Below are 22,998 nucleotides of genomic sequence, written 5' to 3'. Positions count from 1 at the left end.
GTCTCGTTTTTCATGGTCGAAGGGACAGAAGATGAGCAACGACACGCAGGTCACCTGGCTGACCCAGGAGGCGCACGACCGTCTCCAGGCGGAGCTCGACGAGCTGAGCGGCGAGGGCCGTGCCGAGATCGCGCGCCGCATCGAGGCCGCTCGCGAAGAGGGCGACCTCAAGGAGAACGGCGGCTACCACGCCGCCAAGGACGAGCAGGGCAAGATCGAGGCGCGCATCCGCGTCCTCACGAACCTCCTCAAGCACGCGACCGTCAGCGAAGCGGTCTTCGACGGCACGGTCGAGCCCGGCACCGTCGTCACCGCGGTCATCGCGGGCGACGAGTCGACGTTCCTGGTCGGCAGCCGCGAGATCGTCGCCGAGGGCTCCGACCTGACGGTCTACAGCCCGGTCAGCCCCGTCGGCGCGGCGATCGTCGGCCTCAAGGCCGGCGACAAGGCCACCTACACGGCGCCGAACGGCAAGGAGATCGCGGTCGAGGTCGTCAAGATCGAGCGCTACGAGCCGTAGGCAGCACCACAGACGGACAGGAGGCCCGGGGCGACACCGCCACGGGCCTCCCGTCTGTCCGCTGGTCGCGTCCACGGCCCCGCTCACCGGGGCGCACCACCGATCCGACAGGACACGCGTCGAACGACTCGTGGATCGTCGCAGGACTAGTGCTCGAGGAGCTCCGGGCGGAAGCCGACCTCGTGCAGGCGCTGGATGACCTCCTGCGCGTGCTCGGGGCCGCGCGCCTCGATCGACAGGTCGAGGGCCACCTCGTTGATGACCAGGCCCTGTCCGTGGCGGGTGTGCAGGACCTCGACCACGTTCGCGCCGGCGTCCGAGATCACCTGGGCGACCCGGGCGAGCTGGCCCGGACGGTCCGGCAGCATGATGCGGATGCCGATGTAGCGCGACGCGGCGACGAGACCGCGCGTGATCACGCGCTCCATCATGAGCGGGTCGATGTTGCCGCCGCTGAGCAGCACGACGGTGCGCCCGGTGTCGCGGACCGCGCCGGACATGATCGCGGCGACGCCGACGGCTCCGGCGGCCTCGACCACGAGCTTCGCGCGCTCGAGCAGCACGAGCAGGGCGCGGGCGGTGTCGTCGTCGGAGACCGTGACGATGTCGTCGACCAGGTCGCGGATGATCGGGAAGTTCAGGTCGCCGGGGCGGGCGACCGCGATGCCGTCGGCGATCGTCGGTGTCGTCGTGATGGTGACGGGCTCGCCGGCGCGGATCGACGACGGGTAGGCAGCGGCGTTCTCGGCCTGCACCCCGATGACCTTGATCGGTCGTCCGAGCCGCTCGGCCATGCCCTTGACCGCGAGGGCGATGCCGGAGATGACCCCGCCGCCGCCGATCGGCACGACGACGGTGTCCACGTCGGGCACCTGGTCGATGATCTCGAGGCCGAGGGTTCCCTGGCCGGCGATGACGGCGGGGTGGTCGAACGGCGGGATGAAGACCGCGCCGGTGTGCGCGGCGAAGTCCTTGGCGGCGCTCAGGGCTTCCTCCACCGAATGGCCACGCAGGACGACCTCGGCGCCGTAGTGGCGGGTGGCCTGCAGCTTCGGCAGCGCGACACCGACCGGGGTGAAGATCGTCGCCGGGATGCCGAGCTCGCGGGCGGCGAGGGCGACGCCCTGGGCGTGGTTGCCGGCGCTGGCCGCGACGACGCCCTTGGCGCGCTGTTCCTCGGACAGGGTCGACAGGCGGTTGTACGCGCCGCGGACCTTGTACGCACCGGTGCGCTGCAGGTTCTCGCACTTCAGGTGCACCGGTGAACCGAGCACCTCGGCCAGGAACTGCGAGGTCTCCATCGGGGTGACGCGCGCGACGCCCGAGATGGTCTCCCGCGCCGTCTCGATGTCCGCGAGGGTGGGGATCGCAGCGAGCGTGTGCTGGGAGGCGCTGGTGTCGGTCACTCCCCCATCATCGTCGTTCCGGGCGTCCGCGGCGAACCCGTGACACGAGGGATCGTTCAGCGTCAGCCTGCCGTCCCCTTGACCGCGGTCGGCTGCTCGTCGGTGCCCGGCTTCGGGACGTCGCCACGGCGCTTGCGCAACTTGAGGACCTTGCGCCGGCGCTTGGTCCGGACGTTCTCGTCGTGCGCGTCCTGCTTGGCCTCGAGCACGTGGTCGGAGTCCATCGTCTTCCACCGACCGCTCGAGATGGTCGTGACCATGGAGTTGACGGTGGCGATGAGCGGGACGGCGAAGAACGCGCCCGCGATGCCGGCGAGACCCGACGCCGCGGTGACCCCGAGGACGACGGCGAGCGGGTGCACCTTGACGGCGCTTCCCATGACGAGCGGCTGCAGGATGTGTCCCTCGACCTGCTGCACGACCAGGATCACGCCGAGCATGATGACCGCCGCCACCGGGCCGTTGAAGACCAGGGCGACGAACACCGCCAGGAACCCGGTGACGATCGCGCCGACGACCGGGATGAACGACCCGAGGAACACGAAGACCGCGATCGGCACGACGAGCGGCAGCTGCAGGAAGAAGGCACCGAGGCCGATGCCGACGGCGTCGACGAACGCGACGAAGATCTGCACCCGGATGAAGCTCGTCAACGTCGTCCAGCCGGCGACCCCGGCGCCGTCGATCGCGCTGCGGGCGTTCTTCGGGAAGAGCCGGACCGTCCAGCGCCAGACGTTCTTGCCGTCGATGAGCAGGAAGATCACCGTGAAGATGACGATGAACAGGCCGGTGAGGATGTGCGTCAGGGACGACCCCGCGCTGGCGACTCCGGACAGGATCGAGCCGGAGTTGCTCTGCAGCCAGTCGGTCGCCTGGTTGAGGTAGGAGTTCAGGTCCTTCTGGCTGATCCCGAGCCCGGAGCTGAGCACGAAGTCGCGGATGTTGTCGTACTGCGACAGGGTGCGGTCGCGGAGCGACGGGTAGGCGGCGGCGATCTGGTCGACGACGAGCCAGATGAGCGCCCCGACGGCGGCGAGCCCACCGACCAGGCTGACGATGACCGCGAGCCACTTCGGCACGTGGTGGCGCTGCATCCAGTTCGACAGGGGGACCAGGAGCGCGGCGACGACGATGCCGATGAGGAACGGGATGAGGATCTCGCTGAACAGCGTGACCAGGTAGATGACCACCGCGACGACGCCGACCACGACGAGGATCCGCCACGACCACGCACCGGCGATCCGCATGCCGGGCGGCACCGCGTCATCGACGACGACGGGATCCGTGTGCGGTGTCTTCTTTCCCCAGGCCATGGGCCGATCCTAGCGATCCAGACGCCCTCGCGTTCCAGATACGGCATACGTTCGGACGCCGCGCTGTCGGCGGGGTTCGGTAGCGTCGCCGCATGGTCAGGTCCTCGCTCTCCGCCGCCGAAGCCCGCCGCGTCGCCCTCGCCGCGCAGGGGTTCGGTCGGCCACCGGCGACGGACGTCTCGACGCGTGCGGTGAACGCTGCGTTCGCCCGGCTCGGGCTGCTGCAGATCGACTCGGTGAACGTGTTCGAGCGCAGCCACTACCTGCCGCTCTTCGCACGGCTGGGGGCGTACGACCGGTCCACGCTCGACCGACTGACCCTCGGCCGGTCCGGGCCCTACACCGAGTACTGGGCGCACGAGGCAGCCCTCATCCCGCGCGACGACCTGCGGCTGTTCCGCTGGCGGATGGACGCCCTGCGGGAGCGCGACGCCGGTCCGACCAGGATCGACGGCGTCACCCGCACCGCCGGGGTCCGACGCGAGCTGCACGCGCTCCTGCGTGCCGAGGGGCCGATGCGAGCCAGCGCGGTCGAGCACGAGTCGAACGTGCGCCGTGGGCCGTGGTGGGGCTGGAGCGACGTGAAACTCGGGCTCGAGCAGATGTTCCGCTGGGGCGAGGCCGTGAGCGCCGGACGCTCGGGCTTCGAGCGCGTCTACGCCCTGCCCGAGCAGGTCCTGCCGGCCGGGTTCCTCGAGACGGCACCGCCGCGCGCTGCCGCAGTGCTCGAACTCGTCCGGCACGCCACCCGCGCCCTCGGCGTCGGCACCCGAGCGGACATCGCCGACTACTACCGACTGCGGTCGGACGACACCGCCGGCGCCATCGCGGAGCTCACCGCTGCCGGCGAGCTCCTGCCCGTGCGGGTCGAGGGCTGGGGTGAGCGGGCCTGGCTCCACCCCGACGCCCGGGTGCCCCGGCAGGTCACCGCCGACGCGGTGCTCAGCCCGTTCGACCCGGTCGTGTGGTTCCGCCGGCGGGCGGAGCGGATGTACGGGTTCCACTACCGGATCGAGATCTACACACCGGCCCCGAAGCGGGTGTTCGGGTACTACGTGCTGCCCGTGCTGCAGGACGACCGCCTCGTCGGCCGGGTCGACCTGAAGAGCGACCGGCAGCGTGGCGTGCTGCGGGTCCGGACCGCGTGGCAGGAGCCCGGCGAGCACCTCGATGCCGAGCGGCTGGCCGAGACCCTCCGACGCACCGCCGCCTGGCAGGGACTCGACGAGGTCGAGGTCACCGATCGGGGCACGGCTGCAGCCGCGGTCGCCGGGGCGCTCGGCCTCCCGCTGGTCCCGCACGAAGCCGTCGACGACGCCGATGCCCCCGAACCCACGGAGCATCTCGACGCCGTCGAGGCCTGACCGGCGTCAGAAGCGGTCGGCGTTCGCCCGCAACCGTGCGATGCGGTCCGGCAGCGGCGGGTGCGTCGAGAACAGCCGGTCCATCACGCCGGGGCGCATCGGGTCGGCGATCCACAGGTGCGCCATCGACGAGTTCTGCGTCTGCATCGGTCGGCCGTACGCGCCGAGCTTCTCGAGCGCCCGGGCGAGGCCCTCGGGGTGACGGGTCGTCATCGCACCGGTGGCGTCGGCGAGGTACTCGCGCTGCCGGGACACCGCAGCCTGCACGCCCGCCGCGGCGATCGGCGCCACGACGACGGCCACGATGCCGGCGATGAGCAGCACCGGGTTCGCGCCACCGCCGTTGTCCGAGTTGCGGTTCCGGCCGCCGGACAGGCCGCTGAAGATCGAGATGCGCAGGAGCACGTCGGCGATCAGGCCGACGGCGACCACCAGCCCGAACACCATCGTCGAGACCCGGATGTCGTAGTTGCGGACGTGCCCGAGTTCGTGGGCCATCACACCCTGGAGCTCCTGGTCGTCCATGATCTGCAGCAGCCCGGTCGTCGCCGCGACCACGGCGTGCTCCGGGTCGCGCCCGGTGGCGAAGGCGTTCGGCGACGGGTCCTGGATGACGTAGACCCGGGGCATCGGCATGCCGGTCGAGATCGCGAGGTTCTCGACCGTCCGCCAGAGCCGCGGTTCGGAGGTGCGGTCGATCTCGATGCCGCCGGCGATGGCGGTCGCCTGCCGAGCGGCGAAGAAGTACTGCAGCACCGCGTAGCCCAGGGCGACGGCGAGCACGATGACGCCGATCGAGACGTTCCCCGCCAGGTAGCCGCCCAGGAACCCGAGCGCGCCGATGATCAGCAGGAAGACCAGGACGATGACGACGGTGTTGCGCTTGTTCCGCGCGATGGCGCTGTACACGGCAGCTGCGAGGCTGGGGTCAGAACTGGACGCGCGGCGGCTCGGCGATGGCTGCCGGCTCGGCGGTCTCGAAGAACGCCGCCTCGGCGAAGCCCCGTCGCTTGGCGAACGTGGAGTTCGGGAAGACCCGGATCTTCGTGTTCAGCTCGCGCACGCCGCCGTTGTAGAAGCGCCGGGCGGACTGGATCTTGTCCTCGGTGTCGACGAGCTCGGTCTGCAGCTGCAGGAAGTTCTGGCTCGACTGCAGCTGCGGGTACCCCTCGGCGACCGCGAACACGCTCTTCAGCGCCTTCTGCATGTGTCCCTCGGCCGCGGAGGCCGTGCCGGCGTCACCGGCCGTCAGGGTCTCGGAGCGCGCCTTGGTGACGTCGTCGAAGACGGCCTTCTCGTGGGTGGCGTACCCCTTGACCGTGTCGACGATGGTCGGGATGAGGTCGGCGCGCCGCTTCAGCTGCACCGAGATGTCGCTCCAGGCCTCGTCCACACGCACCTTGAGCGTGACGAGCGAGTTGTACGTCACCCAGAGGTAGATCCCGATGATGACCAGGATCACCACCACCACTCCGACGACGATCAGCGTCGTGACGAGTCCGGTGTCCATGCGTGGGTGCTCCTTCTCGCGTTCGGATCCGCGGTGCTGCGTGGCCTGAACGGCCGTCGTGAAGTCTACCGACGCGTCCGCGGTGCTCGCGTCGACCGCCAGGGTTCACGGGCGATTCCCGAGTCACGCACACCGGGCGTTCGGGCTGCGGGGCGAACACGACCGGATGCGGGACATCATCCGCAAGGTGTATTGACCCAGCGGCCCGGATCACGTGGGATGGAGCCGGTGAGCACGCGAGGGGACAACGTGGACGACCGGGCCGTCGGGGGCGACGGCCCTCGTCGTCGTACCCGGTTCGTCGCGCTCGCCTCGGCCACGGCCGTCCTCGCCGCGGCGCTGCTGGCGGCGGCAGCCGCCCCCGCGTTCGCCGGCACAGCGGCCCACGAACGAGCGACCGCCGAACGCGTCAGCGCCGCGAGCACCGCGACCCCCGCACCGGGCGAACTCGTCGGCCCGCCGAGCAGCGGTCGGCCCGGTACCCCCACGCCCCCGCCGGCGTCCACCGGGCGACCGCCCGTCGCACCGACCATCGCCGACCCGGGGGACGTGACGAGCAGCACCGCCCGGTTCCACGGCACCGGGACCCCGGCGCACGTCGTCCGCGTCGCGGGCCCCGCGTCGACCGGTTCGGCCGGGTGCTCGGCTCAGGTGCAGGCGAACGGTTCGTGGTCGTGCCTCGGTACGGTGCGGTCGGGTCCGCAGCAGGTCTTCACGGTGCGGGACGTCACCGCGCCGAGCCAGCCGCCCGCGAGCGCCCCGGCCTCCGACGTCATCGTGCCTCCGACCATCGCGTCCGACCACCCGACCAGCGGCGCGCTCTCCGGCACGGGCTTCCCCGGTTCCACGGTGGTGCTGTCGGTCTCCGGGTCGTCGACGCAGCAGTCGGCGCCGGTCGGTCCGGACGGGCGGTGGACGACCTCGCTCGTGCTGCGGTCCGACACGACCGTCACGGTGACCGCGTCGCAGACCGCGAGCACGGCCCGCGGTTATCGCTCCGACCTGCGCAGCGCATCTTCGGCCCCGGTGCGGATCACGGTCGACCGCACAGCACCGGCAGCCCCGCGGATCACCGCACCCGACGACGGCGACCGCGTCGGTTCGCGTGCCACGGTCGTCCGCGGCACCGGCGAGCCCGGCGCCGACGTGACCGTCTACGTCGACCGCGCACCCGTCTGCCGCGCCGAGGTCGCTGCGAACGGTTCGTGGTCCTGCTCCACCGCTGGGTCGCAACTGCGGGCCGGCGGACACGACCTCACCGCGACGCAGAACGACGCCGCCGGCAACTACTCGCGATCGTCCGCTGCCGTGCAGGTCACCGTGTGGTCGACCTCGGGCACCCCGAACGGCACCCCCGGCACCTCCGGCACCGGCGGGGACGCACCGACCAACGGGACCGGCACCACCGGCACCGGCAACGGCACCGGAACCGGCCCCACCGGCACCACGACCGCACCGGGTGACGGCCAGACCCCCGGTGACGCGGGGACCCCGGCCGGCACCGGAACCGGGAACGCCGGCGGCACCGGCGACGACGGGCCCGGATCAGCAGCAGCGCCCGGCGACGGCACCGACCCGACCGGCACGAGCACCCCCGGGGCCGCAGGCTCCGGCGGCGGCCGCACCGACTGGTCGGGCCCCGCGGGCGACTGGACCGCTGCCACCGCCTACGACCGCACCGTTCCGACGATCCAGGCCGCGTTCTCGTGGCGGACCGTCCTGATCGCCACGGCCGTCGCCGCCGGGTTCCTCCTGCTCATCGCCGCACCCCTCGCGCTCGTCGCCGCCGCTGCCCGCGGGCGCATCCGCTCGCCCTTCGCCGGACTGCTCGGGCGGAACCGCTCGCGCTCGGACCGCACCGGGTCCGACGACGTGCTGCCGACCTGGGTGTCGATCACGGTCGCGGTGGCCGTCGCCGCCCTGTGCACGCTGCTCGGCGTGGGCGTCTCGCTCGAGGCCCGCTACGTCCGCCTCGCCATCGCCGTGCTGCTCGGCACCGCGGTGCTCACGGCGGCCGTGGTGCTCGTGACCCGGTGGGCAGCCGGGCCCGACCACCGTGCGGTGGGCTTCCGGGTGTCCCCGTGGCTGGTGCTCGCGGCGCTCGTGGCGTGCGGGATCACGCGGGCCGCGGACCTCTCCCCCGCCCTGATCGTCGGGATGGTGCTCGTGCCGTCGGGACGCCCCGACCTGGACACCGCCGCACTGCGCCTCGGCTCCGGGATCGCCGCCGGTGCCCGGAGCGCGACCTGGCGGACGATCGCGCTGCTCGGGCTCGCGACCGCGGGGTGGGTGCTCCACAGCCTGACCGCGGGCGGGGGCTTCTGGTCCGCGTTGACGTCGGAGTTCGCCATCACCCTGTGCGTCGGCGGGGTCGGAGCCGTCGTCGCCACGCTGCTGCCGTTCGCGGGTTCCGCCGGCAGTGCGGTCCTGATGGCCTCGCGTGCCCGGTACGTGGCACTCGCGGTCGTCGCGGTGGCGCTCACCGCCGCGGTCTACTCGGGTCCCGCGGGGACCCACGCGTCGCCGGTGCTGCTCGGCGCGGTCGGCGCGGCCTGCGTGGCGGGCGCGATCGGGGCCTGGTTCTGGGCGCGCACCGCGCGACCGGACGCGGCCGCCTGACCCGCACCGGGCCTCCCGTCCGCCGTCCCCGCGCGGCGGATACAGTGACGATCGGTGCGTGACGCGCCGTTCGACCGCCCCAGGGAGCGATGATGACCGAGACCCGATCCGACTACGACCCGACGCGGTTCCGCGAGGTGTTCGAGGGCAGCTACACGTACGCGAACGGCTTCGCGCGGAACACCCACCGCTTCGCGGACCGGCCCGCGCTGCGCGACCCGGACACGGGTCGGTCGTGGACCTACGCGGAACTCGGGGACGTCGTCGACCACATCGGCGGGTGGCTCGTCCGGCACGGAGTCGGTCGCGGTTCGGTCGTGATGGTCGAGCTGTTCAACTCGCCCGAGTTCGCGATGCTCTACCTGGCGTGCCACCGCATCGGCGCGGTGTTCTCGCCGACGAACATCCGGCTCGCCCCCGACGAGGTCGCCTTCATCATCGAGGACTCCGCGCCCGTGGTGCTGGTGCACGACGCGGTGCGCGGCGACGACATCGCCCGAGCGCTCGAGACCGCGCCGCACCGTCCGGACCACATCGTCGTCGTCAGTGGCGACGACCACGCCGCGCACCACGACGACCAAGACACGCACACCGCACACGACGACCCCGAACACGACGCGCGGGTCGCGTTCACCGCGCTCCTCGCCGCCGACCCCGTCACGCCCGCCGAACTCGCCGCGACCGAGCCCCGCAGCACCTACGACGAGACCACCCGGCTCTACACCTCCGGCACCACCGGGCGACCGAAGCCGGTGCCCCTGCCGAGCCTGGTCGAGGTGCTCAGCGCCCACGACGTCGTGATGCACTTCCCGCTCAGCCCCTTCGACAAGACGCTCAACATGTCGCCGCTGTTCCACCGTGGCGGCCTGTACTCGGGCGGCCCGAACCCGGTGTTCTACGTCGGCGCCGAGCTCACCACCCTGCGGCACTTCGACGCCGAGCGGGTGCTCGACCTGGTCGAGTCCGAGCGGCTGACGTTCCTGATCGGTGCGCCGCCGAACCTGGTGCAGCTCGTGAACGCGCAAGAGGCCCGGCCCCGCGACCTGTCGTCCCTGCACGGCATCGTCACGATGGGTGCACCGCTCGACCGCGCCGCCGCACTCCGCTACCAGGAGCTCCTGTCCCCGCGGATCTTCAACGGCTACGGCACGACCGAGACCTTCTGGAACACCTTCCTGCGTCCTGAGGACTTCCCCGACGGTGCCGGCTCCACCGGCCGTGCATCGACGGACGACGACGTCGCCGTGGTGCGCGTGTACGAGGACCGCCTGGCCGACCCGAGCGACACCGTGCCGAAGGACGGCTCCGAGATCGGGGAGTTCGCGGTCCGGACCGTGAAGTCCGGCTACTCGTACCGCAACCCGGGGCTCGAGGCGGAGAAGTTCGCGAACGGCTGGTTCTACCCCGGCGACCTCGCGACGTGGGACGAGCACGAGCGGGTGACGATCGTCGGCCGCAAGGACGACATGATCATCTCCGGCGGCGAGAACGTCCACCCCGTCCAGGTCGAGGCCGCACTCCAGGAGCACCCGGGCGTCGCCGACTCGATCGTCGTCGGGATCCCGGACGAGCGTTGGGGCGAGGTCGTCACGGCGTACGTGGTCCGTGCAGCGGGACGGCTACCGGACGACGACGTCGCAGCCGCCGCCGAGCTCGAGGAGTGGACGGGCTCACACCCCGGTCTCGCCCGCTACAAGCGGCCGCGGCGGTACCGCTTCGTCGACGAGCTGCCCTACAACGCGACGGGCAAGAAGGTGCACTACCTCGCCAAGGCGACGGCAGCGGAGGACCAGGCGGCGGGCCGACTGCTCGAGCCGTAGCGGGCTCTGGACGTGCGCGGCGTCGGACGGGAGGCCCGTGGCGGCCCCGCCCCGCGCCTCCCGTCCGTCAGCCGGTCGCGTCCACGGCCGTGCCTGCGTGCGTTCCTTCCCATGCCGCGTGCGGTGCTTTGCCGGATCGGGCGTACCTGGTCGAAACTTCCGACCAGGTACGCCCGATCCGGCCCGGAACGCCCAGGTACCCCCGGGCCGCGCTACGTGTGGCTCGGCGCGTTCCGGGCGAACAGACCCGGCAGCAACCCACCGATCTTCGTCCCGATGCACAGGCTGACGAAGGTCGCCAGGGGCGTCGCGAGGGACTCGGGGTCGAACGTGGCCACCGCCACCAGCCCGACGGTCCCGGGGACGAGCAGCAGGAACGCCGGGAAGAACGACACCGTCGCCGGGATCGCCGGCACGAGCCGCTCGAGCAACCGCGTCGCGACGAACAACAGCGCCGCCGTCGCCCCGGTCGCGACGACGCTCCCCCACACCGGCGTCGTCCCGCTCACCAGCGCGTAGGCGGTGACCATGACCGCCACCGACACGAGCGTCAGCCGCCAGCCCGAGCGGAACACCAGGCCGAGGCCGACCGCCAGGACCACCACTGCGACCCACGACACCCAGTAGGACGGCACGGACTCCCACCCGGCCAGGTCCGTGCCGACGCCGGCGACCTCGCCGACGAGTGCCGCCGAGGACGGGTCGACGTGCAACCCGGTCAGCGCACTGCCCGAAGCGATGCCGGCCGCCATGAAGCCGAGCATGATGAGCCCCTGGACCAGCCGCGAGGACCCGGTCACGATGTCCGCGGCGGTCAGTTCGAGCAGGGCGTTGGTGATGAGGGCACCGGGGACGAACACCGCCACCGGGGCGCACACGGCGAACAGCGGGACCTGCTCGAACCCGGCACCCGCGGCGACGAGTCCGACGATGGCCGTCGACACGAAAGCGGCAAGGAACGGGATGATCGCGACGGCCTCGCGGAAGCGCCGGAGCAGCAGGCCGATGACCCCGACGAGCGCACCGACCAGGAGCGCGAGCAGGATCGCCCACCACGGGCACCGGAACACGACGGCGAGCCCGGCGGAGGTCAGCGCGTTGCCGAGGATCCACGGCAGTGCGGGCGGCGGGACGGTGCCGGCACGGATGGCCCGGACCCGCGCGGGGATCTCGGCGAGGGCGATCGACCCGCTCTCCAACCCGAGCACGACCCGGTTCGCTCGTGCAGCCTGTCGCGACGACAGCTCGACGCCCTCGGCGTTCACGATCGTCGCCGCACCGGTCGAGACCTCGCTCACCATCACGAGCGCCGGCAACACCCCGATCGCCAGGGTCGGACCGACCCCGGCGGCGTCGCGGGCCTTCTCGAGCGCCGAGCGGACGTCGGTGACGGAGCTGCCCGCGTCGAGCAGCAGTGCACCGAGCGTGCCGAGGAGCATGCCGACGGGGACGGTCTCGCCGTCGACGACCTCGACGTGGGCCTCGGGCCGACGGAGGGCGTTCTTCAGGTTCGCGAGTGCGCTTCCGAGTCCGACCACGCAGGTGATGTTAGCGATCGAGCGTGGCCTCGATGACCACGTTGTCGACCGACGGGGAGCCGTCCGGCCGCTGCAGGCACGTGATGAGCAGGAGCCGGCCGGGCTCGTCCGCCCAGACGTCGGCATCGGCGGCCACGGTCGCCTTCGTGATCCGCTCGGAACCGGTCACCGTCCACCGCGCGTCGCCGATCCGGACGCTGCTGCCGACCACGACCTCGGAGCGTTGCCCGTCGACGTCGATGAGCAGGTTGCCCGGGCCGATCGCACCGTTCCGCAGCGAGTGCATGACGACGAACACGGTGCCGTCCGCGCGGTCCGTCAGCGGGACCCCCAGGTTGCGGACCCGGTAGGCCTCACTGAACCCCGGCGGCGTGATCTGACCGTCGACGGCGTCCAGTTCGCCGAGCGGCACCTCGAGCCCGACCGACGGCACCACGAGCTGGACGCCGGTGTCGGCGACCGCGTTCGAGGCAGACGCCGCCGTCCCCGACTCGCCCGGGTCGAGCGTGACCTGCTTGCCGTCGAGCGACGTGCCGGTGATCGCCGTCGGCGATGCGGCTCCGGTGGTCGCCGTGACCACACCGACCACGCCGACGACGAGGGTCGCCGCGGCGAGCACGGCGATCGTCCAGAGCAGCGCGGTGCGCGGTCGGGTGGGTGGGGCGGTCATCTTCCGTTCCGGGGTGGTGACGGACGTGTCGGACGGGAGGCGCGCCTCCCGTCCGACACCTGGGTGCCGGGATCCGCGTGGCGGGGTCGACCGCCCCGCGGATCCCGGTGCGTCAGTCCTGCTGGGTGACGCGGCGGCGGTACGCGATGAACGCGACCGAGCCGAGGGCGACGACGCCGAAGGCCGACAGCCCGATCCACGGCAGGGCCGAGGTGCCGGAGACGGTGCCTCCGGTGTTCACGGCTGCGCCGGTGGTGACGGCCGTGGTGGTGTCGATCGGGTCGACGACGACGGTGCCGTCCGCGGTGACCGTGATGGCGAGCGAGACCACGGCGGTGCCGTCCGAGGACTCCACCGCGATGGTGTGCGCTCCGGCCGGGGTTCCCGTGGGGATCACGACCGAGGTCGCGAAGGCCCCGTCGGCGTCCGTGGTCACGGTGCCGAGGACGACGGGGTCGCTGTGCAGGACGATCGAGTACTCCGTCGCTGCCGGCAGGCCCTCGGCGCGCAGCGGCACCGAGTCGCCGACCGTGAAGGTGGTGGTGCCACCGGTGCTGATCGACGGGGCCGGGGTCGTCGGCGCGGTGGTGGGCTCCGTGGTCGGGCCGGTGGTGGGCTCCGTGGTCGGGCCGGTGGTCGGGCCGGTGGTCGGGCCGGTGGTCGGGCCGGTCGTGGGCTCCGGGGTGCCCGGCTCGCTCGGCTCGGTCGGCTCGGGCGTGGGTGCCTCGGCTGCCGTGTAGGCGATCGAGATCGGCTGCGGCTTCTTGGCCGCGGCGTCGTTCGCGCCGGACGTGTACCAGTACGAGCTCTGACCGGTCTCGTTCTGGAAGTCGACGAAGTCCGCCGGCCACGAACCCCAGTCGGCGTTCGTCTTGTTCAGGCTCGTCGCCGACGCGGGCTCGACACCCTGCCAGTCCGGGCTCACGGTGATGCCCGAGCTCGTGACGTCGACGTCGGTGAGGGTCGCGAGGTGCACGGTGCGCGGCGTCAGCGGCGCCCAGCTGCCCCCGTCGCGCGAGGCCGCGTAGCCCGAGACCGTCGCCGTGAGCTCACCCGTGCCGTCCGCTGCGACGTGCAGTTCCGGGTCCTCGGCGGACCAGTAGGTCAGGCCGCCGTAGAACGCGACCGTGAAGCCGCCGTCCCACGCGATGTCCGCGGTGCCGGCTGCGGCGTCGACGGTGCCGGTACCCTCGGCCAGGGTCAGGACGCCGGCGGTCGTGGTGCCCGGGCGGACCGTGGTGCCGTCGCCGGTCTGGCACTTCGTGGCGAAGGTCGGGGTCGAGGTACCGCCCGCGGCCTTCGGGTAGGCGATCGAGACGTTGCCGGCCGAAGCGGCGTAGCCGGGCGACGGGTTGGTCGCGGTCCACGGTGCCGAGGCACCCGAGTTGCCGGCGACCCCGGCGGACAGGAAGTTGCAGCCGCCGAAGTAGGCGCCGGCGTTGGCCTCGTTGCTGAGGCTCCAGGACAGCGACGCGTCGGTGACGTCGGCGGAGGCGGCGTTCGCGGGGGCAGCGCCGAGCGCGGCGGCCGCGGCAATCGTCGCGCCGAGGGCGACGGCGGTCGCGCCGGCGGCCAGACGCCGGGCGCGAGGAGAGGACAGGTGCATTCGGGTGGTCTCCAAGTTTGGGTAGCCTTACCTAACTCCCTGAGCATAGGGACAGGAGTTAGGTTAGGCAACCCTAAGTTGAATTCGGCCGGACATGTTCGTGCGCGGACCTGGTGCGCGCACGTCAAAGCGACAGATGTCCGCACGGACGCGCCGTCCTGCCCGCGAAAGCGACAGTGTGCCGCGAACGGTTGGCGGCACGACGTCGCTTTCGCGGGACGCACGCGTGTGACGGACGGGAGGCGCGGTGCGGGCGCGCCACGGGCCTCCCGGCCGGGCTGGGGCCGGTTCACACCCGCCGAAGCGACAGATGCACCCGCGGTCGCGCCGTCCTGCCCGCCAGGGCGACAGTGTGCCGCGAACGGTTGGCGGCAGACTGTCGCTTTCGCGGGACTCGAACTGGTACCCCCGGTGGGACTCGAACCCACAACTCGGCGATTTTAAGTCGCATGCCTCTACCGATTGGGCCACGGGGGCGGGCCGCAACAGCCTACCGATGCGAGAGAGGCGGCCACCCCGAAGGGTGACCGCCTCTCGCGGACTGCTGCTGGGACTACTTGGCGTCGGCCGGGGCCTTCACGGGCTCGGCCTCGTTCGAGACGTCCTTGGCGGGCTCGCCGTACGCCGGGCCGGCGGCACCAGCGGGCTTGCCCTCTTCCGGAGCCGGAGCGGCGGCCGGAGCTGCCGGGGCCTCGGCCGCGGGCTTCGGACGGGACGCGAAGGCCTCGAACGCAGCGCGCGGGGTCTCACGGTCGTCGAGCGACGCGATGTCGCGGCCCAGGAAGAAACCACCGACCCAGTCGCCGACGACGCGCCACTTGCGCTCCCACGACGGCATCGCTATGCCGTGGTAGCCGCGGTGCGCGCCCCACGCCAGGAAGCCCTTCATGGCGAACTTGCCGGACTGGAACACGCCGATGCCGAGACCGAGGCCCGCGACGGCGCCGAGGTTCTCGTGCTTGTAGTCGGTCGTGGCCTCGCCACGGATGGTCGCGACCAGGTTCTTCGCGAGCTGCTTCGCCTGACGGACGGCGTGCTGGGCGTTCGGCACGCAGAAGCCGCCGACGCCACCACCGGTGAGGTCCGGCACGGCTGCGACGTCGCCACAGGCCCATGCGTCCGCGATCACGCCGTTGTCGTCGACGACGCGCAGGTCGGGCTGCACGCGGATGCGACCGCGCTGCTCGAGCGGGAAGTCGGTGCCCTTGACCATCGGGTTCGCCATGACACCGGCGGTCCAGATGATGAGGTCGGACTCGATCTTCTCGATCGCGCCGTCGCTCGTCTTGAGCTCGCAGACGCCACCGACGGCCGAGGCCAGCTGGGTCTCGAGGTGCACGTTCGCACCGCGCTGCGCCAGGTTCTTGAGCACCCAGTGCGAGGTCTCGAGCGAGACCTCGGGCATGATGCGGCCCATCGCCTCGACCAGGTGGAAGCGCGTCTCGTCGAAGGAGAGCTGCGGGTAGCTCTTCAGCAGGTCGGTGACGAAGGAGCGGAGCTCGGCGAACACCTCGATGCCGGCGAAGCCACCACCGACGACGACGACGGTCAGCAGGCGGTCACGCTCGGGACCGGCCGGCAGGTTCGCCGCCTTGTGGAAGTTCGTGAGGATCTTGTCGCGGATCGCCGCGGCTTCCTCGATCGTCTTGAGGCCGATGGCCTCGTCCGCGACACCCGGGATCGGGAACGTGCGGGACACCGCGCCGGCGGTCATGACGATCTGGTCGTAGGACTCCTCCCACGCCTCGCCCTCGGTCGGCGTGATCGTGGCGGTCTTCGTCGCGTGGTCGACCTTGGTGACCTTCGCGGTGACGACGCGGGTGTTCTTGAGGTGGCGGCGGTGCGAGACGACCGCGTGACGCGGCTCGATCGAACCGGCAGCGACCTCGGGCAGGAACGGCTGGTACGTCATGTACGGCAGCGGGTCCACCATGACGACCTCGGCTTCGCCCTGGCGAAGGTGCTTCTCGAGCTTCCATGCGGTGTAGAAACCGGCGTAACCGCCGCCGACGACGAGGATCTTGGGCACGGGGGATGATCTCCTTGGATGGGGGTTTCGGAGTCGAGTCAGACTTCGCCGCCACCCGCCCCGACTCCAGCGTCTGCACCGTCATCATACGCCCGGCACTCACACCGGGAGGGCGACCAGTCCGCGCGCTCGAGCGCGAGGTCACCGATGGGGTTGACGCCGGGTCCGGCGGCGAGGGCGTGACCGACGAGGGCGTGCAGGCACTTCACACGGGTGGGCATGCCACCGGCGCTGATGCCGACGATCTCGTCGACGTGCTCGATCGACTCGCGATCGGCCAGGTAGGACTCGTGGGCCGCGAGGTACGCGGCCGCGGTGGTGTCGTCCTCGAGCAGTGCTGCCAGCTCCGGCATCACCTGGTTGGCCTCGAGGGTGCTGACCGCAGCGGTGGCCGCGGGGTGGCACAGGTAGTAGAACGTCGGGAACGGGGTGCCGTTCGACAGTCGGGGCTTCGTGGAGACGACCGTGGGATTGCCACAGACGCACCGTGCCGCGATCCCGATGACGTCGCGTGCCGGTCGGCCGAGCTGCGCCGACACGACCTGGACGTCGCGGTCGGAGGGCGGGTCGAAGGGAGGGGTCGTCACGGGAACGTGAGCCTACCGGAGACCCGGTACCCCGCGCACCGTCGCGCCGGACGGGTGCGGCTCGGAGCTACTTGCTCTCGCCGGTGCCCGAGACGTCCGGGGCCACGAGGTCGGCGGCGGTCTCGTCGGTGAGCCCGGACTGCAGCACCGAGGACAGCATCGCCTGCACCCAGTCCACCTTCGGCGTCTGGACCTTCGTGCTGACGGGCGTGCCGGAGTCCGTCGTCGGCGTGGTCTCGGCTTTGCGGTCCTCGGCCCCCATCACGAGGTAGCTCTCCTCGCCCGGGTACACGTAGAGCAGGCGGTCGCGCGCCTGCGCCTCGATGTACGCGGGGTCGTCCCAGCGGGCGACGTCCTTCTTCTTCTGCGTGACGTCGGCCTTCTGGCTCGCGACCTCACGCTGCTGCTGGGCGATCTGCTCCTGCTGCTGGATGAGCGTGCGGAGCGACGGGGCGAGCACCACGACGAAGAGCACGATGATCGCGAGCATCAGCAGGCTGAACCCGGAGAAGTGGATCGAGCGGTACCAGGGCTGCGCCGACGTGCTGCCGTCGGGCATCGCCACGGGGACGCGGCGGACGCGGGGCTTCTGGCTGGGCACGTCCCGACGATAACCCGACCGACGCGGTGGGAGCGCCCGGCACGCGGCCGTTCGGTGGCCTCTCAGCGACTCGTGTCGTCCGATCGCTCCGACGGGAGGCGCGGGTCCGGCCCGCCAACCCGTCCCGTACCGGGAGCGGTCACGACCCACCGCCCGGCGCGCGTCCGGCGGTCACGTCCCGTCGGATGAGTCCGCGCCTGCCGACGTCTTTCGACCGCTCGACGCCGCGCACACGACGAGACGCCGCCCTCTCGGAGGAGGACGGCGTCTCGGTGGTGCCGGTGCTGCTGGCCGAGCTGCTTACAGTGACTTGGCGCGCGGGAAGGCCGAGCGACCGGCGTACACCGCGGCGTCGCCGAGCTCTTCCTCGATGCGGAGCAGCTGGTTGTACTTCGCGACGCGGTCCGAACGAGCCGGTGCACCGGTCTTGATCTGACCACCGTCGACCGCGACCGCGATGTCCGCGATCGTGGTGTCCTCGGTCTCGCCGGAGCGGTGGGACAGGATCGAGGTGAGGCCGTGACGGTGCGCGAGCGAGACCGCGTCGAGGGTCTCGGTGAGCGTGCCGATCTGGTTGACCTTCACCAGGATCGAGTTCGCGGCCTTCTCGTCGATGCCCCGCTGCAGACGCTTCGGGTTGGTGACGAACAGGTCGTCGCCGACGATCTGGACCTTGTCGCCGAGCTCGGCAGTCAGGTGCGACCAGCCTTCCCAGTCGTCCTCGGCCAGCGGGTCCTCGATCGTGACGAGCGGGTAGTTCGCGACGAGGTCGGCGAAGTACGCGGTGAACTCCTGGCTCGAGAGCTGCTTGCCCTCGAACGAGTACTTGCCGTCGTGGAAGAACTCGGTGGACGCGACGTCGAGGCCGACGGCGATGTCCTTGCCCGGGGTGTAGCCGGCCTTCTCGATCGCGGTCAGCAGGAAGTCGAGCGCCGCACGGTTCGACGCGAGCTCCGGCGCGAAGCCGCCCTCGTCGCCGAGGCCGGTCGCGAGGCCCTGCTTCTTCAGCTCGCCCTTGAGGGCGTGGTAGGTCTCGACGCCCCAACGGAGCGCCTCGGAGAACGACTCGGCGCCGTAGGGCACGAGGAAGAACTCCTGGATGTCGACGTTGGTGTCCGCGTGGGCACCGCCGTTGACGACGTTCATCAGCGGAACGGGCAGCGTGTGCGCGTTCGGGCCGCCGAGGTAGCGGAACAGCGGCAGGTCAGCCGAGTCGGCAGCGGCACGGGCCACGGCGAGCGAGGCCCCGAGGATCGAGTTCGCGCCGAGGCGGGACTTGTTCTCGGTTCCGTCGAGCTCGATGAGCGCGGCGTCGACGAGGCGCTGGTCGGTGGCGTCGAAGCCCTCGAGCGCCGGGCCGATCTCGTCGAGGACGGCGTCGACGGCCTTGAGCACGCCCTTGCCGCCGTAGCGCGAGGCATCGCCGTCGCGGAGTTCGTACGCCTCGAACGCGCCGGTGGAGGCACCGGAGGGGACGAGCGCGCGGGACACGACGCCGTCGTCGAGGAGGACCTCGACCTCGACCGTCGGGTTGCCTCGGGAATCGAGGACTTCGCGTGCGCCTACGGCATCGATCAGGGCCACGGGGTACTCCCTACACATTGGTTGTGGTGTTTGCGGGACCGATCCTAGCGAGCCGAGGTGAACACGACGTCGACCGTGACGCCCGGTGTGGACAACTCAGTCGAGCGGGCGGAACTCCACACCCTCGAGCGACGTCGTGTCGGCGCCGACGGTCGCGAAGGCGGAGAACCCCTGCGCGGCCAGACCGGCGAGCAGGTTCTTCGTGTTCTTGGTGCGCCGTTCGAGCCGCACGCGCCGGTGCGATGCGAGCGCCTCGGTCTTGAGGGCCGCGAGCCGGACCGGGTCGACGTCCTTGTCGTAGACGAGCACCACGGCGTCCGACTCGGCGGACTCCGGGAGTGTCACGAGGTCGACCAGGCGCTCGAAGCCCAGCGAGAAGCCGACCGCGGGGACGTCCTGCCCGAGGAACCGACCGATCATGCCGTCGTACCGACCGCCGCCGCCCAGGCTGTAGCCGAAGTCGGGGTGCGCGACCTCGAAGATCGTGCCGGTGTAGTAGCCCATGCCGCGCACGAGCGTCGGGTCGAAGCGCAGGTCGACACCGGGCAGCGCTTCCCGCAGGCGCAGCAGGTCGGCGAACGCCTCGGCGTCGAGCCACGCAGCACCCTCGACCGAGGTCCAGTCCGCGGCCTCGAGCGCGCGGATGGTGTCCTCGAGCCCCGGCAGCTCCTGTCCGACGGTGCTGCGGAGCTCGGCGGCGACGCCGTCCGGGCCGATCTTGTCGAGCTTGTCGACCGTGATGAGTGCGCGGTCGGCGGCAGCGGGGTCCGCGATGCCCCACGACGCCAGCAGGGTCAGCAGGATCCGCCGGTCGTTGATGCGGATCGTGGTGCCGGTCACCCCGAGCGCGTCGAGCGCTGCGGTCGTGGCGCGGATGAGCTCGATCTCGGCCAGCTGCCCGGGCTCCCCCAGGATGTCGATGTCGCACTGCACGAACTGGCGGTAGCGCCCCTTCTGCGGACGCTCGGCGCGCCAGACCGGCGCGATCTGCACCGATCGGAACACCGAGGGCAGCTCGGCGCGGTGCGAGGCGTAGAACCGGGCGAGCGGCACGGTCAGGTCGAACCGGAGCCCGAGGTCAGCGAGGTCGAGCGGCGCCTGGGCAGCCTGCAGGTCCTCGGTGCTGAGCCCGCGCTTCATGACCGCGAACGCCAGCTTCTCGTTGTCGCCGCCGAGCCCGGAGTGCAGCCGCGCGGCGTCCTCGACCACGGGGGTCTCGATCTCGTCGAACCCGTGCCGCGAGTAGACGTCGCGGACGACACCGAGCACGTGCTCGCGTCGGGCCTTGTCCGCGGGGAGGAAGTCACGCATGCCACGGGGTGCCGTCACGGTCGTCGCCATGGCGTCAAGTCTGGCAGATGCGCATCGACGAGTTGCGCGGCATGCGTCCTACTGGCATACTGCATTCAGTACCTCGGTTCGGAGCGTGCCTGATCCACTCTCCGGACCGATCGCGTGGGCACCGTGCTGCAGTGTGCCCCGCGACCCGAGCGGGTTCTGCGTGCACACCTCTCCCTGGGGGTGTGCCCACCCGCTCACGGGCGCCCTCCTTTTTCGGGTTAGGAGGGCGCCCTTCTCTTTCCCCGCGCACTCACTCCGCGGCGCGGCCGGCTTCCTCGAGCGCAGCGACCGCCACGCGGAGACTCGCGACGGGGTCGATCCCGTCCCGCACCGCTCCGGCGACCTCTTCCAGCATCGCGATCCCCCACGCCGGGTCCACCGCCCCCGCACCGTCGGCCGGTGCCAGCGACCCGACCGATGCCCGAGCGGTCCCCGCTCCGGGTGCCGCGGCCGACGTGTCGGACGTGCCGCGGGCCTCCCGGTGAGCGACCGAGCCGAACGCGGCGGACGCGACGGACTCGGCGGACTCGGCGGACGCGACGGACTCGGCGGGCGCGGCGGGCGCGGCGGCCACGACCGACGCGACGGCCGTGTCGGCAGCACCGTGCTCCTCCAGGCGCTCCAGCAGCTTGACGGCCCGCTCCAGTGGCGGCATCGCACGCGGGACGCCGTCGAGGGCGCTCGTCCGGGCCGACTTCTCCGCCGCCTTCGCCGCGCGCCACACCCGGACCACGTCGTCGACGGTGTCCGCGGTCTCGTCGCCGAACACGTGCGGGTGTCGACGGACCATCTTGTCGCGGACCCCGGCGGCGACGTCCTCCAGGGTGAACTCCCCCGCGCGTTCGGCGATCCCGGCGTGCAGGACGACTTGGTACAGGACGTCGCCGAGCTCCTCGCGGACGTCGTCCGGGTCGCCGTCGTCGATGGCGTCGACGAGTTCGTAGGACTCCTCGACCGCGTAGCGCGCGAGCGTGGCGTAGGTCTGCGCCCGGTTCCAGACGCAGCCCCCGTCCTCGGCGAGCAGGCGGTCGACGACGGTCACGAGGTCCGGTACGGCGGTCATCGCGCCATCGTCTCACCCACGTATGCTGGTCGTGGTGTGTCGGGAAGTCTGGTCGACGGACTACCACCCGACCCCTCGAGACGGAGATCCATGTCGTCCCTCGTCCGCTCCCCCCGCTTCAGCGCCATCGCGCTCCTGACCGCCGCCGTGCTCGGCCTGGTCGTCGCGAACTCGCCCGCCGGCCCTGGCCTCGAACGGCTGCTCGACGCGCACCTACCGCTCGGAGCCGTCGGCCTCGACCTGTCGATCGCGCACTGGATCAGCGACGGCCTGCTGGCGGTGTTCTTCCTGCTCGTCGCGATCGAGCTGAAGCAGGAGCTCGTCGACGGTGAGCTGTCGAACCCGAAGACCGCGATCATTCCCGCCATCGCGGCGGTCGGCGGTGTGCTCGTGCCGGCGGGCATCTTCCTGCTCGTCACTGCGGGCACGCAGTACACGCACGGCTGGCCGATCCCGACGGCGACGGACATCGCGTTCGCGCTCGGTGTCCTGGCGATGTTCGGTCGTGGGCTACCGAGCGGCATCCGGGTGTTCCTGCTCGCACTCGCGGTGCTCGACGACCTCATCGCGATCATCATCATCGCCGTCGTGTTCGCACACGACACCGACTTCCTCGCCCTCGCCGGTGCCGTCGTCACGCTCGCGGTGTTCTGGCTGCTCGGCCGGATGCTCCGTCCCGGACGCAGCGGGCAGACGCTGCTCATCGTCGCGATGGTCGTCGTCGGGCTCCTGACCTGGTGGCTCGTCTACCACTCCGGCGTTCACGCCACCATCGCCGGCGTCGCGCTCGGGCTCGTGCTCCCCCGCCGTCCGGGCCACACCCTGCACGAGAACGTCGAGCCGTGGTCGAACGCGATCGTGCTCCCGGTGTTCGCGTTCGCGTCGGCCGCGGTGGTCATCCCCGCCGTCGGCATCAGCGAGCTCTCGCCCACGTTCTGGGCGGTCGTCATCGCGCTGCCGGTCGGCAAGGTCATCGGCATCACGCTGTTCGGCGCGGTGGCGACGCGGATCTTCCGCTCACCGGGGCGGTCCTCGTTGTCGTTCTTCTCGATCATCACCGTCGGGGTGCTCGGCGGGATCGGCTTCACGGTCTCGCTCCTCATGAACGAGCTCGCGTTCGCCCGGAACGAGGAGATCCTCGACGAGGGCGTGCTCGCCGTGCTCGTCGGCTCCGGCATCGCCATCGTCGCGTCGGCGGTCGTGGTCACGCTGCGGGCCCGGGCGTACCGCGGGCGGCGCGAGCTGTCCGAGGCCGAGGCGACCGAGTAGCGGGGCGCGGTTCCGGGCCCGCACCACCTTTGCGACGATCCACGCGTCGATCGTCGCGTGGATCGTCGCGAACAGCGTGTGCGCGGTGGACGCGCCCACGAGCGGACGGGAGGCACGGTGCCAGCCCCCACCCTGCCTCCCGTCCGTCGCCGCTCGCG

Annotated in this window: 18 protein-coding genes and 1 tRNA gene; 5 read left to right on the top strand and 14 right to left on the bottom strand. The window is 71.6% G+C overall.

The window, feature by feature from the left end; all coding sequences use genetic code 11:
* Positions 1–31: 31 nt before the first annotated feature.
* The gene (greA, locus tag ITJ69_RS03515) at positions 32–520 is read left to right on the top strand and encodes a transcription elongation factor GreA (RefSeq protein ID WP_111084815.1); all 489 of its coding nucleotides are present in this window, start codon (positions 32–34) and stop codon (positions 518–520) included.
* A 146-nt stretch (positions 521–666) separates the two neighbouring features.
* On the opposite strand, the gene ilvA is transcribed toward greA, so the two are convergent.
* Both ilvA and ITJ69_RS03505 read right to left on the bottom strand, forming a co-directional pair.
* On the bottom strand, positions 667–1,926 hold the full coding sequence (gene ilvA / locus ITJ69_RS03510; RefSeq protein WP_123340649.1) for a threonine ammonia-lyase: 1,260 nt from the start codon (positions 1,924–1,926) through the stop codon (positions 667–669).
* Between the two features lie 62 nt (positions 1,927–1,988).
* The gene (locus ITJ69_RS03505; RefSeq protein ID WP_123294741.1) at positions 1,989–3,239 is read right to left on the bottom strand and encodes an AI-2E family transporter; all 1,251 of its coding nucleotides are present in this window, start codon (positions 3,237–3,239) and stop codon (positions 1,989–1,991) included.
* Positions 3,240–3,331: 92 nt separating this feature from the next.
* Between ITJ69_RS03505 and ITJ69_RS03500 the strand changes: the two genes are divergently transcribed.
* Positions 3,332–4,603, top strand: coding sequence for a winged helix-turn-helix domain-containing protein (locus tag ITJ69_RS03500; RefSeq protein ID WP_194672021.1), 1,272 nt, complete (start codon positions 3,332–3,334; stop codon positions 4,601–4,603).
* A gap of 6 nt (positions 4,604–4,609) precedes the next feature.
* Here the strand turns inward: ITJ69_RS03500 and ITJ69_RS03495 are convergent, their stop codons facing one another.
* Positions 4,610–5,512, bottom strand: coding sequence for a M48 family metalloprotease (locus ITJ69_RS03495; protein WP_111084819.1), 903 nt, complete (start codon positions 5,510–5,512; stop codon positions 4,610–4,612).
* A gap of 19 nt (positions 5,513–5,531) precedes the next feature.
* On the bottom strand, positions 5,532–6,113 hold the full coding sequence (locus ITJ69_RS03490; protein ID WP_194672020.1) for a LemA family protein: 582 nt from the start codon (positions 6,111–6,113) through the stop codon (positions 5,532–5,534).
* A gap of 228 nt (positions 6,114–6,341) precedes the next feature.
* Here ITJ69_RS03490 and ITJ69_RS03485 point away from each other — a divergent pair, with 228 nt between their 5' ends.
* Both ITJ69_RS03485 and ITJ69_RS03480 read left to right on the top strand, forming a co-directional pair.
* On the top strand, positions 6,342–8,732 hold the full coding sequence (locus ITJ69_RS03485; RefSeq protein WP_194672019.1) for an Ig-like domain-containing protein: 2,391 nt from the start codon (positions 6,342–6,344) through the stop codon (positions 8,730–8,732).
* Positions 8,733–8,824: 92 nt separating this feature from the next.
* Positions 8,825–10,552 (top strand): class I adenylate-forming enzyme family protein, encoded by a 1,728-nt coding sequence (locus ITJ69_RS03480; protein ID WP_194672018.1) that lies wholly within the window; start codon positions 8,825–8,827, stop codon positions 10,550–10,552.
* Positions 10,553–10,764: 212 nt separating this feature from the next.
* Here ITJ69_RS03480 and ITJ69_RS03475 read toward each other — a convergent pair whose 3' ends face one another.
* The 10 genes from ITJ69_RS03475 to ITJ69_RS03430 all read right to left on the bottom strand — a co-directional run bounded on the left by ITJ69_RS03475 (position 10,765) and on the right by ITJ69_RS03430 (position 21,571).
* The gene (locus ITJ69_RS03475; protein WP_194672017.1) at positions 10,765–12,090 is read right to left on the bottom strand and encodes a threonine/serine exporter family protein; all 1,326 of its coding nucleotides are present in this window, start codon (positions 12,088–12,090) and stop codon (positions 10,765–10,767) included.
* Between the two features lie 10 nt (positions 12,091–12,100).
* Positions 12,101–12,760, bottom strand: a complete 660-nt coding sequence (locus ITJ69_RS03470; RefSeq protein WP_194672016.1) for a class F sortase — start codon at positions 12,758–12,760, stop codon at positions 12,101–12,103.
* A gap of 112 nt (positions 12,761–12,872) precedes the next feature.
* On the bottom strand, positions 12,873–14,381 hold the full coding sequence (locus ITJ69_RS03465; protein WP_194672015.1) for a hypothetical protein: 1,509 nt from the start codon (positions 14,379–14,381) through the stop codon (positions 12,873–12,875).
* Between the two features lie 385 nt (positions 14,382–14,766).
* Positions 14,767–14,843, bottom strand: a tRNA-Leu gene (locus tag ITJ69_RS03460).
* A 76-nt stretch (positions 14,844–14,919) separates the two neighbouring features.
* Positions 14,920–16,395, bottom strand: coding sequence for an NAD(P)/FAD-dependent oxidoreductase (locus ITJ69_RS03455; RefSeq protein ID WP_194672014.1), 1,476 nt, complete (start codon positions 16,393–16,395; stop codon positions 14,920–14,922).
* 38 nt (positions 16,396–16,433) lie between these two features.
* Positions 16,434–16,982 carry a DUF501 domain-containing protein gene (locus ITJ69_RS03450; RefSeq protein WP_111084823.1) on the bottom strand — a complete coding sequence of 183 codons (549 nt, stop codon included), beginning with the start codon at positions 16,980–16,982 and terminating at the stop codon, positions 16,434–16,436.
* A gap of 67 nt (positions 16,983–17,049) precedes the next feature.
* Positions 17,050–17,583: an FtsB family cell division protein gene (locus ITJ69_RS03445; RefSeq protein WP_111084824.1), complete on the bottom strand. Its 534-nt coding sequence runs from the start codon at positions 17,581–17,583 to the stop codon at positions 17,050–17,052.
* Positions 17,584–17,883: 300 nt separating this feature from the next.
* Positions 17,884–19,167, bottom strand: coding sequence for a phosphopyruvate hydratase (eno, locus tag ITJ69_RS03440; protein WP_131845281.1), 1,284 nt, complete (start codon positions 19,165–19,167; stop codon positions 17,884–17,886).
* Positions 19,168–19,263: 96 nt separating this feature from the next.
* Positions 19,264–20,508: a histidine--tRNA ligase gene (gene hisS, locus ITJ69_RS03435; RefSeq protein ID WP_123294733.1), complete on the bottom strand. Its 1,245-nt coding sequence runs from the start codon at positions 20,506–20,508 to the stop codon at positions 19,264–19,266.
* Between the two features lie 250 nt (positions 20,509–20,758).
* A complete protein-coding gene (locus ITJ69_RS03430; RefSeq protein WP_194672013.1) occupies positions 20,759–21,571 on the bottom strand; it encodes a MazG family protein in 813 nt (270 codons plus the stop codon).
* Between the two features lie 90 nt (positions 21,572–21,661).
* Here ITJ69_RS03430 and nhaA point away from each other — a divergent pair, with 90 nt between their 5' ends.
* Entirely contained in the window at positions 21,662–22,840 is a 1,179-nt protein-coding gene (gene nhaA, locus ITJ69_RS03425) for a Na+/H+ antiporter NhaA (RefSeq protein WP_194672012.1), read from the top strand.
* The last annotated feature ends 158 nt before the right edge of the window (positions 22,841–22,998 follow it).

Source organism: Curtobacterium sp. VKM Ac-2887, from assembly GCF_015350935.1.
Lineage (GTDB): Bacteria > Actinomycetota > Actinomycetes > Actinomycetales > Microbacteriaceae > Curtobacterium.
The sequence above is the reverse complement of the archived record's forward strand: the minus strand, read 5'-3'. Positions and strand labels throughout refer to the sequence as shown.

Excerpts from the sequence above, each read along its gene's own strand:
- ITJ69_RS03500 (WP_194672021.1), top strand. The coding sequence starts at position 3,332 with ATGGTCAGGTCCTCGCTCTCCGCCGCCGAAGCCCGCCGCGTCGCCCTC.
- ITJ69_RS03490 (WP_194672020.1), bottom strand. The coding sequence starts at position 6,113 with ATGGACACCGGACTCGTCACGACGCTGATCGTCGTCGGAGTGGTGGTG.
- ITJ69_RS03430 (WP_194672013.1), bottom strand. The coding sequence starts at position 21,571 with ATGACCGCCGTACCGGACCTCGTGACCGTCGTCGACCGCCTGCTCGCC.
- ITJ69_RS03470 (WP_194672016.1), bottom strand. The coding sequence starts at position 12,760 with ATGACCGCCCCACCCACCCGACCGCGCACCGCGCTGCTCTGGACGATC.
- hisS (WP_123294733.1), bottom strand. The coding sequence starts at position 20,508 with ATGGCGACGACCGTGACGGCACCCCGTGGCATGCGTGACTTCCTCCCC.
- greA (WP_111084815.1), top strand. The coding sequence starts at position 32 with ATGAGCAACGACACGCAGGTCACCTGGCTGACCCAGGAGGCGCACGAC.
- ITJ69_RS03505 (WP_123294741.1), bottom strand. The coding sequence starts at position 3,239 with ATGGCCTGGGGAAAGAAGACACCGCACACGGATCCCGTCGTCGTCGAT.
- nhaA (WP_194672012.1), top strand. The coding sequence starts at position 21,662 with ATGTCGTCCCTCGTCCGCTCCCCCCGCTTCAGCGCCATCGCGCTCCTG.
- ITJ69_RS03480 (WP_194672018.1), top strand. The coding sequence starts at position 8,825 with ATGACCGAGACCCGATCCGACTACGACCCGACGCGGTTCCGCGAGGTG.